This window comes from Aeromonas sp. QDB25, assembly GCF_027707725.1.
GTDB lineage: Bacteria > Pseudomonadota > Gammaproteobacteria > Enterobacterales > Aeromonadaceae > Aeromonas > Aeromonas caviae.
Genome location: NZ_JAPCIZ010000082.1, coordinates 1 through 17,218 on the forward strand (window position 1 = coordinate 1; position 17,218 = coordinate 17,218).

Consider the following 17,218-nt stretch of genomic DNA (forward strand, 5'->3'; position numbering starts at 1 on the left):
CCGCACATGTTACTCTTTGAGCTGGCTCTAGGCGACTTCCTTGGACTATCTCGGACAACAAAAAACCCGCAAAGCCTTATGCTATGCGGGTTTCTGGTCTTTCTCGTTCCTACTCGGAACATTATTTGGTGGCCCCTGGGGGACTTGAACCCACGACCAATCGATTATGAGTCGACTGCTCTGACCAACTGAGCTAAGGGGCCATTGATGCTGGTTAGCGGCGTGGATTATAGGGGATGGCGGATACCCCGTCCATAGTCAGATCAACCACTTGGCGAGATTTCATCCATATTCAAGCGGTTCCATGACCCCTCTTCACGCCCATGCCAGCACGGATAAAACAAAGCCCCGCATGGCGGGGCTTTTTGTTGCAATGTCAGACTGACAAAACCCGGGACTACTCGTCCAGGAAGCTGCGCAGCACTTCCGAGCGGCTCGGATGACGCAGCTTGCGCAGGGCCTTGGCTTCGATCTGACGGATACGCTCACGGGTGACGTCGAACTGCTTGCCCACTTCCTCGAGGGTGTGGTCGGTGTTCATGTCGATACCGAAGCGCATGCGCAGTACCTTGGCTTCCCGTGCGGTCAGCCCGGCCAGCACTTCGCGGGTCGCGTTGCGCAGGCTCTCGCTGGTGGCCGCATCCGCTGGCAGAGCCAGGGTGGTATCTTCGATGAAGTCGCCCAAGTGGGAGTCTTCATCATCACCGATGGGCGTCTCCATGGAGATGGGCTCCTTGGCGATTTTCAGTACCTTGCGGATCTTGTCTTCCGGCATGCCCATACGCATGGCCAGCTCTTCCGGGTTCGGTTCACGACCCATCTCCTGCAGCATCTGGCGGGAGATACGGTTGAGCTTGTTGATGGTCTCGATCATGTGCACCGGGATACGGATGGTACGGGCCTGATCCGCGATGGAGCGGGTAATGGCCTGACGGATCCACCAGGTGGCATAGGTCGAGAACTTGTAGCCGCGACGATATTCGAACTTGTCGACCGCCTTCATCAGACCGATGTTGCCCTCCTGGATCAGATCCAGGAACTGCAGACCGCGGTTGGTGTACTTCTTGGCGATGGAGATAACCAGACGCAAGTTGGCCTCAACCATCTCTTTCTTCGCACGGCGGGCTTTGGCCTCACCAATGCTCATGCGGCGGTTGATATCCTTGATCTGGGCAATCGACAGACCGGTCTCTTCTTCGATCTGCTGCAGCTTGCCGATGGAACGCAGGACTTCTTCGTCCATCTCGAGCAGGCGGGGAGACCACGCCTTGCCGGCCTGCTTCTGGTATTCGAACCAGGCAGTTTCGCACTCGTTGTTGGTGAAGGCCGCGACGAAGGTCTTCTTCGGCATCTTGGCCTGCTCAACGCAGAGCTTCATGATGATGCGCTCCTGCACGCGGACACGCTCCATCATCTCCCGCATGTTGTTGACCAGGCGATCGAACTGCTTGGGCATCAGGCGGAATTGACGGAAGACATCGGCCAGCTGGGCGATGGCATTCTGGGTGTCGTCGTGGGCACGGCCATTCTGCTGAATGGAGAGACGAGTCACCTCGTACTGAGCACGCAGTTCGCCGAATTTCTCGCGAGCGACTTCCGGATCCGGACCACCGTCGCCATCATCGTCGGAGTTGTCACCGTCTTCGTCTTCGTCCTCATCTTCGTCTTCGTCTTCGTCGGCGAGGTCGTCCTCGCTGAGCTCGGAGCCGATATGAGTGGCGGTCGGTGCGACGTCATCCACTTCGTTCGGATCGATGAAGCCGGAGATGATGTCGGACAGGCGAAGCTGCTCGGCTTCGTACTTGTCGTACTGTTCGAGCAGATAGGTGATGGCTTCAGGGTACTCGGCGACGGAGCTTTGTACCTGGTTGATACCGTCTTCAATCCGCTTGGCGATGTCGATCTCGCCTTCGCGGGTCAGCAGTTCGACGGTACCCATTTCCCGCATGTACATGCGGACGGGATCGGTCGTGCGACCAATCTCAGATTCAACAGATGCCAGAGCCTGGGCCGCTGCTTCGGCAGCGTCCTCATCGGCGGTACCACCTTCAGCCATGATAAGGTCATCGGCATCCGGAGCGTTTTCAACCACTTGAATGCCCATATCGTTGATCATCTGGATGATGTCTTCGATCTGGTCTGAATCGACAATGTCTTGCGGGAGGTGATCGTTCACCTCGGCATAGGTCAGGTAGCCCTGTTCTTTACCTTTGGCAACGAGGAGTTTAAGCTGAGACTGCGGGGTTTGCTCCATAGAACTCATCCGGTTGGTGTTGCTAGGTTGCGCGTACAGTGCGCTGCTGCGCAAATAGCCAATTCTAATAGAAAACCGCCAGACATGCTATGTCTGGTTGCGGCGTCGGTCATGAGAAACCCCTGCCCGCAGTGTTGTCGGGGCCAGGTGGTTATAAAGTGTTTGCTTTCAATCCCGTCGATTCGGGCAACGCTATTCATATTGGGACTGCTCACTCAAATATCAAGCCCCACTCTCATTTCTTTTCTCAATCTGCACCTCTCTGATCAGCATCATCAGCTCCTGAGTTTCCTCAGAGCTTAGCCCTTCCTGCGCCACCTTGGCCTGCAATTCTTCGATCCGTTGCTTCAGGAAAAGGTTGATGAAACCGACAAAGGTATCCTGTAATTCTCCCAGAATATCGGGCTCCTGGTCGAGCTTTACCTCTTCAAACAGGTCATGCATCGCCAGCTGGGCAAGTATTTCTCCCTCTTTTGTGCCGCGCCAATGCTCCAGCAGGATACCCGTTGTCACTCCCGGCTGGATCAGGATCTGCTGGTGCAGTTGCAGCAGGAAAGGGATCCCCTGCAGGCGCAACCCGGCCAACTCGGGCATGGCCGGCAGCTCGGCGGTGATCGCCGGATACTGCACCATCAGGGCCAGAGCCCTGCGGATCGGCGTCAGTTTGGTCGCCTTGGGTTTGTTGACTTCCACCTTGGGCTGGCTGTTGCGGGCAAACAGCTCGGTAATCCGCTGCTTGTTTTCTCCCCAACGCATCATGCTGGAGAGGCGGGTGATCAGTCCCTCGCGGGTGAACCCTTCCGGCACACGGCGGATAAGTTCTGCGGCCTTGTTGGCCACTTCAAACTTGCCTGCCTCACCGGAAAGAGCCGCATCGCGCCCGAGGCGTTCGAACATGAAATCCGCAAACGACTGGGCCTTGTCGAGCAGCGCTTCGAACCCCTCCTTGCCGATCTGGCGTACCAGCGAGTCGGGATCCTCGCCATCCGGCAAAAAGACGAACTTGAGTTCACGGCCGTCCTGCAGGTGGGAGAGCGCGTTATCCAGCGCCCGCCAGGCCGCTTCCCGACCGGCGTTGTCGCCGTCGTAGCAACAGACCACCTCTGCCGTGGTACGGAACAGGGTGTGGATGTGATCGCTGGTGGTCGCAGTCCCCAGTGCCGCCACCGCATAGTCGATGTCGTACTGGCCGAGCGCCACCACATCCATGTAGCCTTCCACCACAAGGATCCGGCGCGGATCCTTGTGTGCCTGCTTGACCTCATAAAGGCCGAACAGCTCTCGCCCCTTGTGGAAGATGGGGGTTTCGGGGGAGTTCAGGTACTTGGGCGTGCCATCCCCCAGCACTCGGCCACCGAAGCCGATGACCCGGCCGCGTTTGTCCCGGATCGGAAACATGATGCGATCGCGGAAACGATCGTAGCTGCCCGGGCCGCTGTCACGGGGGATCAGCATACCGCCCGAAATCAGCAGTTGTTCGTGATCCCTACTGGCGCCAAAGCGGCGACGCACCTGATCCCAGTCCCCAGGGGCATAACCGATGTTGAAGCGCTTGACCACCTCGCCAGTCAGGCCCCGGCCTTTCAGGTACTCCACCGCCTGAGGCGCGTTCTTGAGATTGCTCTCGTAGAAGCGCGCAATCTGGTTCATCAGCTCGAACAGATCCTTGCTGACGGCTGGTTGGCTATGGCTTGATCCACCCGCCGTTTGCTCACGGGGGACCTGCATACCGTGCAGGCTTGCCAGCTCTTCGATGGCATCGGGGAATTCCAGGCCGTCGTACTCCATGACAAAGCCGATGGCATTGCCGTGGGCACCACAACCGAAACAGTGATAGAACTGCTTCTCCTGGCTGACGGTAAAGGAGGGGCTTTTTTCGTTATGAAAAGGGCAGCAAGCCTGGTAGTTCTTACCGGCTTTCTTCAACCGCACACGGGAGTCGATCAACTCGACTATGTCCGTGCGTACGAGCAGATCATCGATAAAGGATTGCGGGATCCTGCCAGCCATAACCGTCCTGTTTCATTGCATAGGAAATAAAAAAGCCGCGCATTCCAATGGGAAGCACGGCTTCTTCGACCAAACAAGAGAATTGCCTGTTACGCCAAGCGGGTTTTCACCTGAGCACTGACGACGCCGACATCGGCACGCCCCTGAATTTTTGGCTTCAAGACAGCCATGACTTTACCCATGTCAGCCATGACGGCAGCACCACTTTCAGTGATGGCTTGCTCGATCAGGGCGGCAATTTCGTCTGCGGTCAGCTGTTGTGGCAGGAACTCCTGCAGCACAACGATCTCGGCGGACTCTTTGTCGGCGAGATCCTGGCGACCGGCAGCTTCAAACTGGCTGATGGAATCGCGACGCTGTTTGACCATTTTGGTCACGACGGCGAGGATCTCTTCATCATTGAGCTCGACACGGGTATCGACTTCACGCTGCTTGATTTCTGCCATCAACAAGCGGATAGCACCCAACCGAGGCTTGTCTTTGGCAAGCATGGCGAGCTTTTGCTGATCCTTGAGTTGATCCTTCAGAGACACGGCATGATCCCTTGATTAGTACAGGCGGATACGACGTGCGTTTTCGCGGGACAGCTTCTTGGCGTGACGCTTGACAGCGGACGCTTTGGCGCGCTTGCGAATGGTAGTCGGCTTCTCGTAGAACTCACGGCTACGAACTTCGGACAGGATACCGGCCTTTTCGCAAGAACGCTTGAAGCGACGCAGAGCAACGTCAAACGGCTCATTTTCACGGACTTTGATTACTGGCATGTGCCTTTCACCTCAGTGATAAATTGTTAGCTGACCTTCAATCGATCAGCATGTCTTAAAATGGTGCGAAATTATACTCTGGACAGGGAATGAAAGTAAACCCGCAGAGATCGCTCTGGTTTAAAAAACCCGCGAAGGTTACCATAGCCGTCTCATTTTAGCAGTGAAATTTTTTAGCAATGCGTGTATTGGGCATAGAGACATCCTGTGACGAAACCGGGATCGCGATCTTCGATGATCAAAAAGGGATCCTTTCCCACCAGTTGTACAGCCAGGTCAAGCTGCATGCGGACTACGGCGGCGTCGTTCCCGAGCTCGCCAGCCGGGACCATGTACGCAAGACGATCCCCTTGATCCAGGCCGCCTTGAAAGAGGCTGGACTTGGCAAGGATGACATCGATGGCATCGCCTATACCGCGGGGCCAGGTCTGGTTGGTGCCATCCTGGTCGGGGCGACCATAGGCCGCTCGCTGGCCATGGCATGGGACAAGCCGGCCATCGCCGTACACCACATGGAAGGCCACCTGCTGGCCCCCATGCTGGAAGAGAAGGCCCCCGAGTTCCCCTTCGTGGCGCTCTTGGTTTCCGGCGGCCACTCCATGCTGGTCCGGGTCGACGGTATCGGCAGCTATCAGCTGCTGGGCGAATCGATCGACGATGCCGCCGGTGAGGCGTTCGACAAGACCGCCAAGCTGATGGGTCTGGACTACCCCGGTGGTCCGCTGCTCTCCCGGCTGGCAGAAAAGGGCACCACTGGACGCTTTACCTTCCCGCGTCCCATGACCGACCGTCCCGGGCTCGACATGAGCTTCTCCGGCCTCAAGACCTTTGCCGCCAATACCATCGCCGCCAACGGCGATGATGAGCAGACCCGTGCCGACATCGCCCGGGCGTTTGAGGATGCGGTGGTCGACACCCTGGCCATCAAGTGCCGTCGTGCCCTGAAAGAGACCGGTCTCAATCGTCTGGTCGTGGCAGGCGGCGTCAGCGCCAACCGTCATCTGCGCGCCCAGCTGGCCGAGCTGATGGAGAGCCTCAAAGGTGAAGTCTTCTACCCGCGCACCGAATACTGCACCGACAACGGCGCCATGATCGCCTATGCCGGCATGCAACGCCTGAAGGCGGGAGTCTTCGAACCCCTCGTCGTCAAGGCCGTGCCGCGCTGGCCGCTGGACACTCTGGATCCGGTGTGATCCGGAAGATCCACGACAAAAAGAAAGGGGCCTGCGGCCCCTTTTTCATCTTGATGACGGTATTCATACCCGTTTAATTGGTGCGGAACAGCGCCTCAATGGAGAGCCCCTGCCCCAGCAGGATTTCCCGCAGACGGCGCAACCCTTCCACCTGGATCTGGCGCACCCGCTCGCGGGTCAAACCAATCTCGGCGCCCACGTCTTCCAGGGTGGCCGGTTCATAGCCGAGCAGACCGAAACGGCGGGCCAGCACTTCGCGCTGCTTGGGATTCAGCTCCTCTAGCCAGTGCACTATGCTGCTGCGCATGTCATCTTCCTGGGACTCCAGCTCGGGCCCCATGCCGCGCTCGTCGGAAAGTACATCCAGCAGCGCCTTGTCGCGATCGCCACCAATGGGAGTATCCACCGAGGTGATCTTCTCGTTGAGCTTGAGCATGCGATTCACATCGTCCACAGAGCGATCCAGTGCAGAGGCGATATCCTCGGCGGTCGGCTCATGGTCGAGACGATGGGAAAGCTCGCGCGCAGTGCGCAGATAGACGTTCAGCTCCTTGACCACATGGATGGGCAGACGAATGGTACGGGTCTGGTTCATGATGGCCCGTTCTATGGTCTGGCGGATCCACCAGGTGGCATAGGTAGAGAAACGGAAGCCTCGCTCGGGGTCGAACTTCTCGACGGCGCGGATAAGGCCGAGGTTGCCCTCTTCGATGAGATCCAGCAGCACCAGGCCGCGGTTGTTGTAGCGCCGGGCAATCTTGACCACCAGTCGCAGGTTGGATTCAATCATGCGCTTGCGCGCCGCTTTGTCGCCACGCAGGGCACGGCGGGCGTAGTAGACTTCCTCTTCGGCCGTGAGCAAGGGGGAGAAGCCTATCTCCCCCAGATAGAGCTGGGTGGCGTCCATTACCTTGTTCAGCTCTGGCGCCATCAGTTCATCGGAAATGGTCTCTTCGGCTTCGGCCGTCACTTCCTGAACCTCTTCTTCCTCCTGAACCTCCAGCTCCTCGTCGAACTCTAACTCTGCATCCTGCATTACCAGTTGTTCTTGGCTCATGATATCTCTCCCTGACCTACACCAGAGTAAGACTCAGCTCTCTGAGTTAACGCTTTGGCAAATAGCCCATCGGGTTGATCGACTTGCCTTTGTACCGGATTTCAAAGTGCAAGCGCACATCCGGCGCATCCGTGCTACCCATATTGGCGATAACCGCTCCGCCCTTCACGGTGTCTCCCTCCTTGACCCTCAACTCATCGTTGTGAGCGTAGGCGGAGAGGTAATCATCGTTGTGCTTGAGAATTATCAGCTTGCCATAACCTCGCAGTGCACTGCCCGCATAGACCACTTTGCCGCTGCTCGCAGCGTAAATGGGTTGGCCCTTCTGGCCGGAAATGTCGATGCCCTTGTTGCCTTGTTCCGCAACGGAGAAGCCTTCAACGATCCGCCCTTTGGTCGGCCAATGCCAGGAGAGTGTTGACGAGGAACTGACGGTTTTTTGTTCTTTCGCCTGAGCGTATGCTGTTGACGAGGCAGGAGCAATCGTTTTCTGAGCAATAAATGGTGTGGTCGTACCTGCCGGAGCCGTGGCCAGGGGTTTGGGCCCCGTGCTGGTCACAACCGGTGTGGTTGCTGCCACCATCTGGCCACCCGAGGAACCCGAGCCCCCTACATTGAGCACCTGGCCCACGTGCAATGCATAAGGAGCCTGGAGGTTGTTGCGCTGGGCCAAGGCCTGGTTGGAGAGACCGAACTGGCGACCGATGCTGCTCAAGGTATCGCCACGGCGCACCTCGTAACTGCCAGACCCCGTCACGCTGCCACGACTGACAGGGCTGCCGACGGTTGCCACCGCCATGGGGGCGGAAGCGCCATCGAGCCTGAGCTGCTGGCCGGGATAAATGTTATAGGGGGGAGTGATGCCATTGATGCTGATAAGCGAAGCCACATCCATGCCAGAACGAAATGCAATGGAGTAGAGAGTGTCTCCTTTGACCACGGTGTACCCGTTGCCTGCAATGCCGGGCTTGGTCATACCTTGACGCACGGGGATGGTCGAAGCGACCTGATCATTGCCCAGGCTGTGCACCGGAGCCGCAGTCTTGCTGGAGGAACAGGCAAGCAGCAGCCATGACAACACGACGACACCGCTACCTTGCCAAACACGCGAACACATAGTGGATCCTTAACGACTAAACCAGAAATAGGCCGCAACGGCCAAACCAATACAGAGCCAGCCCAGCACATCCACATAGTGCATCAGCTTGCGCTCCATCTTCTCGCCGCCCCAGCGCATCAGACCTGCAACCAGGAAGAAGCGCATGCCACGACCGATCAGCGAGGTCAGGATGAAAGGCAACAGTGCCATGTGGAGCAAGCCAGCCGTGACGGTAAACACCTTGTAGGGGATCGGCGTGAAGCTGGCAATAAAAATAACCCAGATGCCCCACTGCGCGAACCACTGCTCGGCCAGGGCAATCTTGTCCTCATAGCCAACCGAGGTCACCAGCGGCTGCACCACAGGCTCCCACAGGGCATAGCCGAGCAGATAACCAAACAGGGCGCCCAACACCGAAAAGAGGGTGGCCAGCGCGGCATAGTGCCAGGCGCGATGAGGTTTGCCGAGCGCCATGGGCGCCAGCATCACATCCACCGGAATGGGCCAGAAGATGGATTCAATAAAGGCGGTGATGGCCAGATACCAGGGGGCATACTTGTGGCGTGCCCACTGCATCACCAGAACATAAAGGCGGGAAAACAACTTCACTCGACATCTCCGTCAATCAGGGGAACGAAACGTACCGGCTCCAGGATCCGGCTGGTGAGCTGGGAGCCCGATCGCTCGATGAGCTGCAGGGTCTGCTGGCCATCACCCACCGGCAACACCAGACGACCACCGTCAGCCAGCTGATCGGTCAGGGCCTTGGGGACCTCACTGGCCGCCGCAGTCACCAGAATGGCGTCGAAAGGGCCCTTGTTGGGCCAACCTAGCCACCCATTACCGTGCTTGGCCGACACATTGTGCAGATCGAGCTGGCGCAATCTGCGCCTGGCCTGAAACTGCAGCGACTTGATCCGCTCCATGGTGTAGACATGCTCCACCAGATGGGCCAGTACCGCCGTCTGGTATCCCGATCCCGTCCCGATCTCCAGCACATGGGCCGGATCGTTCTGGATCAGCAGCTCGGTCATGCGCGCCACGATGTAAGGCTGGGAGATGGTCTGCCCATGGCCGATGGGCAGGGCCGTATTGTCCCAGGCCTTGTGGGCCATGGCCTCATCCACGAACAGCTGGCGCGGCACCTTCGCAATCGCCGCCAATACGCGGAAATCGCGGACATCCTGGGCAATCAGTTGATTCAACAGGCGCTGTACTATCACAACGTCATCCCTGCAGATCCAGCCACGCGCCCAGGGTTGACAGACTGCCGTAGGCCGTCATGTCGATGGTCAGGGGAGTGATGGAGACATAACCCTGCTCGATGGCGGCAAAGTCCGTTCCCTCTCCCGCATCCTGCTGGTTGCCGGGGGGACCAATCCAGTAGACCGGCTGACCACGGGGATCCTCGGTGCGGATCACCGACTCCGCCCGGTGGCGATTGCCAAGGCGCGTCACCCTGATCCCCTTGATCTGCTCGAGCGGCAGATCCGGCACATTCACGTTGAGAATCTGATCCGCAGGCAACGGATGCACCATCAGCCCCCGCACCAGCTGGGCGGCGTAGTGGGCTGCACTGGCGAAATGGGTCTTGCCCACCAGCGAAACGGCGATGGAGGGGAAACCAAGATGACGCCCTTCCGTTGCGGCCGCCACCGTCCCCGAGTAGATGACGTCATCCCCCAGGTTAGCCCCGTGATTGATACCGGCCACCACCATGTCGGGCTCAGGGCGCAGCAGTTCGTTAACCGCCAGATGAACGCAGTCGGTCGGCGTCCCCTTGACCGCATAACTCTTGATGCCGTGAAAACTGGACGCATCGAGGCGGGTGACCCGCAGCGGCACTTCCAGCGTCAGGGAGTGGCTGGCACCGCTGCGGTTGCGATCCGGCGCCACCACCACGACCTCGCCACAGGCACGCAACGCCTCGCTGAGGGCGCGAATGCCCTCGGCGTGTACCCCATCGTCATTACTGACCAGAATTCGCATCGGTTGAGTTCCTGAAACCGTGATCGGCCTCTTCGGCCTGCATTAATTCGCGTACCACACTGGTGGCAAAGGCGCCGGCAGGCAGGAAGAACGACAGGGTCAGCACCTCGTCCTCCCGTTGCCAGCTCATCTGCTCCGGCTTGAGTAGCAGCGGGCGCCTGTCCTGATCCAGCCCGGCTTTCTCCAGTCCTTCGCACCAGTCACCATAAGGAGCCAGCACTTCTTGCTCGAACTCGGCAGCAGCGCCCTGGCTCGCCAGACGGCCACGGCCCCACTGGGGAGCGGTCAGCTGCACGTCCCCGGAGGCAAGGCGCGCCTCCAGCTCGGGAGTCACGCTCTCTTCGCTGAAGATGGAGTGGCTGCCCTTGAGCATCACGCAGTCGCCTGCCAGCAGCTGATGGGCCAGTCCCTGCTCGATGCGGGCGCTGACGATGGCATTGAACAGCATGCTGCGGGCGGCGGACAGATAGAGGGAGCGCTTGTTGCGATCCTTGATCCGTTTGCCGGCGAACATCGCCTTGGCGGCCTCCAGGTTGTTGCCACCACGGCCGAAACGCTGCTCGCCGTAGTAGTTGGGTACCCCCTGGGTTGCAATCGCCTGCAGACGGGATTCCAGCCCGTCGGCCTGCTCCAGCCCGGTGAGACGCAGGGTGAAGTGGTTGCCCTTGAGATAGCCGACCCGCAGCTTCTTGTTGTGGCGCTTCACCTCAAGGATCCGGATGTTGTCGTTCTCGATGACCGAGAGATCCGGCTCGCCCTTGCCCGGCAGATGGATGCCGAACCACTGTTCGGTCACCGCATGGCGATCTTTCAGACCAGCCCAGGTCACCGCATTGCGGGCAACCCCGGCCGCATCGGCCAGCAGACCAGCCACCCAGGCGGTATTCTCACCGGTTTTGCGTACCCGGACGAAGATGTGTTCCCCCTCGCCGCAAGGTGCAAACCCGAGATCTTCATTGACCACGAAGTCGGCGGCCTCGGCCTTGAGGATGCCGCGAGCAGTGGGCGTCCCGTGCAGATAGGCAAGTTGTTCAAGCATCATTGTTTCACCAGCAAGACGACGGCTTCGGTGGCGATCCCTTCCTTGCGCCCCGTGAATCCGAGTTGTTCGGTGGTGGTCGCCTTGACGTTCACCCGGTTCAAGTCACATTGCAGATCCGCGGCCAGCACGGCGCACATGGCGTCGATATGGGGGGCCATCTTGGGGGCCTGGGCGATGATGGTCACATCCAGGTTGCCGATGGCATAACCGGCGAGCTGCACGCGGGCAAAGACATCCCGCAGCAGGATGCGGCTGTCGATGCCCTTGAATTCGGCGGCGGTATCGGGGAAGTGGCGGCCGATGTCGCCAGCGCCGATGGCCCCCAGCAGGGCATCGCTCACCGCATGCAGCACCACGTCGCCATCGGAGTGGGCCAGCAGGCCCTGTTCATAGGGCACCGCCACCCCGCCCAGCATGCAGGGACCAACCCCGCCAAACTTGTGAACATCAAAACCATGTCCGATCCGCATCATGCTTGCGCCCTCCTCAATACACGGAAATCTGTCTCATCAAAACCATGTCCGGTGCGGATCATGCCTGCTCCTCTGGGGATGAATCGGGTCGTGCCGACCGGCACGCACGTTGTTGCTGTAAATAGAGCCCGGCCAGGGAGAGATCTTCCGGCCGGGTCACCTTGATGTTGTCGGCCCGCCCTTCCACCATGCGCACGGGGAAACCGGCGCGTTCCATGGCGGAGGCTTCATCGGTGATGGCGGCGCCGAGCGCCAGCCCCTCCTCAAGCGCCCGCTTGAGGGGGCGGACCAAAAACATCTGGGGCGTCAGGGCATGCCAGAGCTGCTCGCGATCCACGGTGGCGAGGATATTGCCGGCCGCATCGGTGCGCTTCATGGTATCGCGCACCCGGCTGCCGAGGATGGCACCGCCAGAGGCCATGGCGGCAGCAATGAGCGCATCGAGATCCTCATGGGTCAGACAGGGCCGGGCGGCGTCATGCACCAGTGCCCACTCCCCTTCTGCCACGTGCAACGCATTGAGCACGGAGAAGGCGCGCTCGCTTCCCCCTTCCACTCGCAGCACCCGCGGGTCAGTGGCCACGGTCAAGGTCTCAAACCAGCTGTCGTGGGGCGCCAGCGCCACGATCACACGGGCGATGGCGGGATGGGAGAGCAAACGCTCCAGGGTGTGCTCCAGAATGCATTTCCCTGCTAGGGAAAGGTACTGCTTGGGGCAACTGGCCCCCATGCGACTGCCAATACCGGCAGCCGGGACGATGGCGGTCAGGCCGCTCAGGCTATCAGTCATCGTAGGGGGCACCATCAGGCTCCGTCACCTGATCCTTTTCTTTGGGAATGATTCGGTAGAAGGTCTCGCCCTGCTTGATGTAGCCAAGATCGTTGCGCGACAACTCCTCGATGGCCTCAAGGCCAGAGGTAAGATCGTCGATTTCCCGGTAAATCAGGCTGTTGCGGTCCTTGAGTACCAGGTTGTCCTGTTGCTGCCGCTCGATGGCGGTGGAGAGTTCCCGATAGTCGGAGAGGCCGTTTTTCCCCAGCCAGAGGTCATATTGCAGCCCTCCCAACAGGAGGAGCAGGATAAGAGTGAGTAGCCGCATGCACTGAGTCTCCTTCAAGCGGCCTAGTTTCCCATATTCGCAGGCAAGACAAAAGAAAGCCTGTGTGCCGGATGGGTTGGTCGGAATAAAAAATGCAGGCCGCACACGCACATAAGCGCAGAACGAAAAAGCCCCGCCAGATGGCGGGGCTTTGTGAAGCATGAACGCAGGCGAAAATTAAGCCTGGTTCTTCACTTCTTTCAGACCGCGGAACGGAGCCTTGGCGCCCAGGGCTTCTTCGATACGGATCAGCTGGTTGTACTTGGCAACACGGTCAGAACGGCTCATGGAACCGGTCTTGATCTGGCCAGCAGCGGTACCCACAGCCAGGTCGGCGATGGTCGCGTCTTCGGTCTCACCGGAGCGGTGGGAGATGACGGCAGTGTAGCCAGCGTCTTTGGCCATCTTGATGGCAGCCAGAGTTTCGGTCAGGGAACCGATCTGGTTGAACTTGATCAGGATGGAGTTGGCGATGCCATTGTCGATACCGCGCTTCAGGATCTTGGTGTTGGTTACGAACAGGTCGTCACCCACGATCTGGATTTTCTTGCCCAGTTCGGCGGTCTGGTAGGCAAAGCCTTCCCAGTCGGATTCGTCCAGGCCATCTTCGATGGAGACGATCGGGAACTTGGTGGTCAGGTCAGCCAGGAAGTCGGAGAAACCGTTGGAGGTGAAGATACGACCTTCGCCCTTCAGGTTGTACTCTTTCTTCTCTGCGTCGTAGAACTCGGACGCAGCGCAGTCCATGGCCAGGGTGATGTCGGTGCCCAGTTTGTAACCGGCAGCGGCAACGGCTTCAGCGATCACTTCCAGCGCTTCGGCGTTGGATTTCAGGTTCGGAGCGAAACCACCTTCGTCACCGACGGCAGTGTTGTAGCCCTTGGACTTCAGCACTTTGGCCAGGTTGTGGAACACTTCTGCGCCCATGCGAACGGCTTCTTTCAGGGTCTTGGCGCCAACCGGCTGGATCATGAACTCCTGGATGTCGACGTTGTTGTCGGCGTGCTCACCACCGTTGATGATGTTCATCATGGGCAGCGGCATGGAGTAAACACCCGGGGTGCCATTCAGCTCGGCGATGTGGGCGTACAGCGGCATGCCTTTGGCAGCAGCGGCAGCTTTGGCGTTGGCCAGGGAAACAGCCAGGATGGCGTTGGCGCCGAACTTGGATTTGTTCTCGGTACCGTCGAGGTCGATCATGATCTGGTCGACAGTGGCCTGGTCCTTGGCATCTTTACCCAGCAGAGCCTGAGCGATCGGGCCGTTGACGGCTTCGATGGCTTTCAGCACGCCTTTACCCAGGAAACGGCTCTTGTCGCCGTCACGCAGTTCCAGCGCTTCGCGGGAACCGGTGGACGCGCCAGACGGAGCGGCTGCCATACCAACAAAACCACCTTCCAGGTGAACTTCGGCCTCAACGGTCGGGTTACCACGGGAGTCGATGATTTCACGACCGATCACTTTAACGATCTTGGACATGTGTATTTCCTCAGGTTTCGTAAAAAAACAACAAAAATATGCCAAAAAAAGCGGCTGTGGCACAGAGCCCCAACCGCATTTATTTTCAATTACTTCAAATTACGCTTCTGATACTCGCCCGCCGCCTTCACAAAACCGGCGAACAGGGCGTGGCCATCACGGGGAGTCGAGGTGAACTCCGGGTGGAACTGCGCGGCCACGAACCAGGGGTGATCCGGGATCTCGATGATTTCCACCAGCTTCTTGTCGGCGGAGAGACCGGTCACCTTCAGACCTGCCGCTTCAATCTGCGGCAGCAGCTTGTTGTTCACTTCATAACGGTGACGGTGGCGCTCGTAAATGGTCGGGCTGCCGTACATCTGACGCACCTTGGAGTCTTCCACCAGGTGGCAGAGCTGGGAGCCCAGACGCATGGTACCGCCCAGATCGGACTTCTCGGTCCGGGTCTCGACGTTGCCTTCGTCATCCACCCACTCGGTGATGAGACCGACCACGGGGTACGGGCTGTCTTTCTTGAACTCGGAGGAGTGAGCCCCTTCCATGCCCGCCACGTTGCGGGCGTATTCGATCAAGGCAACCTGCATGCCCAGGCAGATACCGAGGTACGGGATCTTGTTCTCGCGGGCATATTTGGCGGCCAGGATTTTGCCTTCCACACCGCGCTCGCCGAAGCCACCCGGCACCAGGATCGCATCCAGACCTTCCAGCAGCTCGGCGCCACGGGTCTCGATGTCCTGGGAGTCGATGTACTTGATGTTGACGGAGAGACGGGTCTTCAGGCCACCGTGCTTGAGCGCTTCGTTGACGGACTTGTAGGCATCCGGCAGGGAGACATACTTGCCCACCATGCCGATGGTGACTTCGGCAGTCGGGTTGGCCTCTTCATAGATGACCTGTTCCCACTCGGCCAGGTCGGCTTCTTTGCACTCGATGCCGAAGCGCTCGGTGATGTAGCCGTCCAGACCCTGGGATTTCAGCAGCGCCGGGATCTTGTAGATGGAGTCGACATCCTTCATGGAGATGACGGCGCGCTCCGGCACGTTGCAGAACAGGGCGATCTTGGCACGCTCGTTGGCCGGAATGGCGCGGTCGGAGCGGCAGATCAGCACATCAGGCTGGATACCGATGGAGAGCAGCTCCTTCACGGAGTGCTGGGTCGGCTTGGTCTTCACCTCGCCGGCGGCGGCCAGGTAAGGAACCAGGGTCAGGTGCATGAACATGGCATTGTTGCGACCCACGATGGCCGCCAGCTGACGAATGGCTTCAAGGAACGGCAGGGACTCGATGTCGCCCACGGTACCGCCCACTTCGACGATGGCAACCTGATGACCTTCGGCACCGGCAATCACCCGCTCCTTGATGGCGTTGGTGATGTGCGGGATCACCTGGATGGTGGCGCCCAGATAGTCACCACGACGCTCCTTGCGCAGCACGTCTGCATAGATGCGGCCGGTGGTGAAGTTGTTGCGGCGGGTCATCTTGGTGCGGATGAAACGCTCGTAGTGACCCAAATCCAGATCGGTTTCGGCCCCGTCCTCGGTTACGAACACTTCACCATGCTGGGTCGGGCTCATGGTGCCCGGATCCACGTTGATGTACGGGTCCAGTTTCATGATGGTCACATCCAGACCACGGGCTTCCAGAATGGCTGCCAGAGAAGCTGCGGCAATGCCTTTGCCGAGGGATGAAACAACGCCACCAGTCACAAAAATATATTTGGTCGTCATGCTGAACCTGAAAGAAGTTTAGGGAATTTTAAGGGGTGCTTCGGGGATGAAGCAGGACGGGGAAACAGTATACCAAAACCCCCACTCCCAAACAATGAACAAAAATCTATCAGGCTCCCCGCCGCCCCGTCTTGCGCCAAATCAACTTTGCTCGGTTTCCTTGGCCTTGTTCCAGGCCTCGTCCAGCTTCTCCAGGGAGCAATCCGTCATTTTCAGACCTTCTGCGGCAATAAAGTGTTCAACCTGACGAAAACGACGCTCAAACTTGGTGTTGGCAGCCCGCAGCACCTGCTCGGGATCCTTGCCCAGATGACGCACCAGGTTGACAGTGGCAAACAAGAGATCGCCGAGCTCGTCGCTCACCCGCTCCTCGTCCACGTCGACCATCAGCGCCTCTTCCATCACCTCCTCGATCTCCTCGTGGATCTTGTCCACCACGGGCCCCAGGGTCTTCCAGTCGAAACCGACGATGGCGCAGCGCTTCTGGATCTTGGCTGCCCGGGTCAGGGCAGGCAGGGAGAGGGGGATATCGTCCAGCACGCTCTCCTTGTCGAGCGCCGCACGCTCTTTCGCCTTTTCCGCCTCCCAGTTCGCTTTGACCGCCTGCTCGTCACCCAGGTCGGCATCGGAGAAGACATGGGGGTGGCGGCGAATGAGCTTCTCGCTCACGGTATCGACGATGTCGGCAAAGTCGAACAACCCCTGCTCCTTGCCGAGCTGGGCATAGAACACGACCTGGAACAGCAGATCACCGAGCTCCCCCTTCAGCCCTTGCCAATCTTCGCTCTCGATGGCATCCGCCACCTCGTAGGCCTCCTCCAGGGTGTGCGGCACTATGGTCTGGAAGCTCTGCTTGAGATCCCAGGGGCAACCCCCGTTCGGGTCACGCAATCTGGCCATGATGTCGAGCAGTTGGGGAACTGTCTCTTGATCAGATCTTGATCCCCTGCGCCATCAGATCCTTGGCGGCAAGAAAACCCTCCATTTTACTTTGCAGGGCTTCCCAGCCTTCCCAGAGGGCGCCCCAGCTG

At 59.1% G+C, this 17,218-nt stretch carries 17 protein-coding genes and 1 tRNA gene; 1 reads left to right on the forward strand and 17 read right to left on the reverse strand.

Features of this window, described 5'->3' with window-relative positions; all coding sequences use genetic code 11:
* Positions 1 to 126: 126 nt before the first annotated feature.
* The 5 genes from PG883_RS19680 to rpsU all read right to left on the reverse strand — a co-directional run bounded on the left by PG883_RS19680 (position 127) and on the right by rpsU (position 5,028).
* Positions 127 to 203, reverse strand: a tRNA-Ile gene (locus tag PG883_RS19680).
* Positions 204 to 397: 194 nt separating this feature from the next.
* Entirely contained in the window at positions 398 to 2,293 is a 1,896-nt protein-coding gene (gene rpoD, locus PG883_RS19685; RefSeq protein WP_263639565.1) for an RNA polymerase sigma factor RpoD, read from the reverse strand.
* 183 nt (positions 2,294 to 2,476) lie between these two features.
* Positions 2,477 to 4,264 carry a DNA primase gene (gene dnaG, locus PG883_RS19690; RefSeq protein WP_113068962.1) on the reverse strand — a complete coding sequence of 596 codons (1,788 nt, stop codon included), beginning with the start codon at positions 4,262 to 4,264 and terminating at the stop codon, positions 2,477 to 2,479.
* Positions 4,265 to 4,353: 89 nt separating this feature from the next.
* Positions 4,354 to 4,797 (reverse strand): GatB/YqeY domain-containing protein, encoded by a 444-nt coding sequence (locus PG883_RS19695; RefSeq protein ID WP_270807760.1) that lies wholly within the window; start codon positions 4,795 to 4,797, stop codon positions 4,354 to 4,356.
* Between the two features lie 15 nt (positions 4,798 to 4,812).
* Positions 4,813 to 5,028, reverse strand: a complete 216-nt coding sequence (gene rpsU / locus PG883_RS19700; protein WP_005309452.1) for a 30S ribosomal protein S21 — start codon at positions 5,026 to 5,028, stop codon at positions 4,813 to 4,815.
* A 179-nt stretch (positions 5,029 to 5,207) separates the two neighbouring features.
* Here rpsU and tsaD point away from each other — a divergent pair, with 179 nt between their 5' ends.
* The gene (tsaD, locus tag PG883_RS19705) at positions 5,208 to 6,221 is read left to right on the forward strand and encodes a tRNA (adenosine(37)-N6)-threonylcarbamoyltransferase complex transferase subunit TsaD (RefSeq protein WP_041213897.1); all 1,014 of its coding nucleotides are present in this window, start codon (positions 5,208 to 5,210) and stop codon (positions 6,219 to 6,221) included.
* A 73-nt stretch (positions 6,222 to 6,294) separates the two neighbouring features.
* On the opposite strand, the gene rpoS is transcribed toward tsaD, so the two are convergent.
* From rpoS to mazG, 12 genes are all read right to left on the reverse strand, one after another.
* The gene (gene rpoS / locus PG883_RS19710; RefSeq protein WP_270807762.1) at positions 6,295 to 7,278 is read right to left on the reverse strand and encodes an RNA polymerase sigma factor RpoS; all 984 of its coding nucleotides are present in this window, start codon (positions 7,276 to 7,278) and stop codon (positions 6,295 to 6,297) included.
* 46 nt (positions 7,279 to 7,324) lie between these two features.
* Positions 7,325 to 8,395 (reverse strand): LysM peptidoglycan-binding domain-containing protein, encoded by a 1,071-nt coding sequence (locus tag PG883_RS19715; RefSeq protein ID WP_039041047.1) that lies wholly within the window; start codon positions 8,393 to 8,395, stop codon positions 7,325 to 7,327.
* A gap of 9 nt (positions 8,396 to 8,404) precedes the next feature.
* Complete coding sequence (locus PG883_RS19720; protein ID WP_010675622.1) at positions 8,405 to 8,986, reverse strand: YqaA family protein; 582 nt, start codon at positions 8,984 to 8,986, stop codon at positions 8,405 to 8,407.
* On the reverse strand, positions 8,983 to 9,600 hold the full coding sequence (locus tag PG883_RS19725) for a protein-L-isoaspartate(D-aspartate) O-methyltransferase (RefSeq protein WP_010675623.1): 618 nt from the start codon (positions 9,598 to 9,600) through the stop codon (positions 8,983 to 8,985). The genes PG883_RS19720 and PG883_RS19725 overlap by 4 nt, the downstream gene beginning before the upstream one ends.
* 4 nt (positions 9,601 to 9,604) lie before the next feature.
* The gene (gene surE, locus PG883_RS19730; protein WP_041211067.1) at positions 9,605 to 10,366 is read right to left on the reverse strand and encodes a 5'/3'-nucleotidase SurE; all 762 of its coding nucleotides are present in this window, start codon (positions 10,364 to 10,366) and stop codon (positions 9,605 to 9,607) included.
* Entirely contained in the window at positions 10,347 to 11,405 is a 1,059-nt protein-coding gene (gene truD, locus PG883_RS19735) for a tRNA pseudouridine(13) synthase TruD (RefSeq protein ID WP_042865433.1), read from the reverse strand. Before truD ends, surE begins: the two co-directional genes overlap by 20 nt.
* Positions 11,405 to 11,881 (reverse strand): 2-C-methyl-D-erythritol 2,4-cyclodiphosphate synthase, encoded by a 477-nt coding sequence (gene ispF / locus PG883_RS19740; protein ID WP_010675626.1) that lies wholly within the window; start codon positions 11,879 to 11,881, stop codon positions 11,405 to 11,407. The genes truD and ispF overlap by 1 nt, the downstream gene beginning before the upstream one ends.
* Positions 11,882 to 11,939: 58 nt before the next feature.
* Complete coding sequence (gene ispD, locus PG883_RS19745; RefSeq protein ID WP_039041044.1) at positions 11,940 to 12,671, reverse strand: 2-C-methyl-D-erythritol 4-phosphate cytidylyltransferase; 732 nt, start codon at positions 12,669 to 12,671, stop codon at positions 11,940 to 11,942.
* Positions 12,664 to 12,981: a cell division protein FtsB gene (ftsB, locus tag PG883_RS19750; protein WP_010675628.1), complete on the reverse strand. Its 318-nt coding sequence runs from the start codon at positions 12,979 to 12,981 to the stop codon at positions 12,664 to 12,666. Before ftsB ends, ispD begins: the two co-directional genes overlap by 8 nt.
* Positions 12,982 to 13,158: 177 nt before the next feature.
* On the reverse strand, positions 13,159 to 14,460 hold the full coding sequence (eno, locus tag PG883_RS19755) for a phosphopyruvate hydratase (RefSeq protein ID WP_043154803.1): 1,302 nt from the start codon (positions 14,458 to 14,460) through the stop codon (positions 13,159 to 13,161).
* Positions 14,461 to 14,549: 89 nt separating this feature from the next.
* Positions 14,550 to 16,187, reverse strand: a complete 1,638-nt coding sequence (gene pyrG / locus PG883_RS19760; protein ID WP_039041042.1) for a glutamine hydrolyzing CTP synthase — start codon at positions 16,185 to 16,187, stop codon at positions 14,550 to 14,552.
* Positions 16,188 to 16,328: 141 nt separating this feature from the next.
* Entirely contained in the window at positions 16,329 to 17,099 is a 771-nt protein-coding gene (mazG, locus tag PG883_RS19765; RefSeq protein ID WP_270807767.1) for a nucleoside triphosphate pyrophosphohydrolase, read from the reverse strand.
* Positions 17,100 to 17,218 lie beyond the last annotated feature (119 nt).

Coding starts and splice junctions, on each gene's coding strand:
- dnaG (WP_113068962.1), bottom strand. CDS start 4,264: ATGGCTGGCAGGATCCCGCAATCCTTTATCGATGATCTGCTCGTACGC.
- rpsU (WP_005309452.1), bottom strand. CDS start 5,028: ATGCCAGTAATCAAAGTCCGTGAAAATGAGCCGTTTGACGTTGCTCTG.
- tsaD (WP_041213897.1), top strand. CDS start 5,208: ATGCGTGTATTGGGCATAGAGACATCCTGTGACGAAACCGGGATCGCG.
- rpoS (WP_270807762.1), bottom strand. CDS start 7,278: ATGAGCCAAGAACAACTGGTAATGCAGGATGCAGAGTTAGAGTTCGAC.
- PG883_RS19715 (WP_039041047.1), bottom strand. CDS start 8,395: ATGTGTTCGCGTGTTTGGCAAGGTAGCGGTGTCGTCGTGTTGTCATGG.
- surE (WP_041211067.1), bottom strand. CDS start 10,366: ATGCGAATTCTGGTCAGTAATGACGATGGGGTACACGCCGAGGGCATT.
- truD (WP_042865433.1), bottom strand. CDS start 11,405: ATGCTTGAACAACTTGCCTATCTGCACGGGACGCCCACTGCTCGCGGC.
- ispF (WP_010675626.1), bottom strand. CDS start 11,881: ATGATGCGGATCGGACATGGTTTTGATGTTCACAAGTTTGGCGGGGTT.
- ispD (WP_039041044.1), bottom strand. CDS start 12,671: ATGACTGATAGCCTGAGCGGCCTGACCGCCATCGTCCCGGCTGCCGGT.
- ftsB (WP_010675628.1), bottom strand. CDS start 12,981: ATGCGGCTACTCACTCTTATCCTGCTCCTCCTGTTGGGAGGGCTGCAA.
- eno (WP_043154803.1), bottom strand. CDS start 14,460: ATGTCCAAGATCGTTAAAGTGATCGGTCGTGAAATCATCGACTCCCGT.
- pyrG (WP_039041042.1), bottom strand. CDS start 16,187: ATGACGACCAAATATATTTTTGTGACTGGTGGCGTTGTTTCATCCCTC.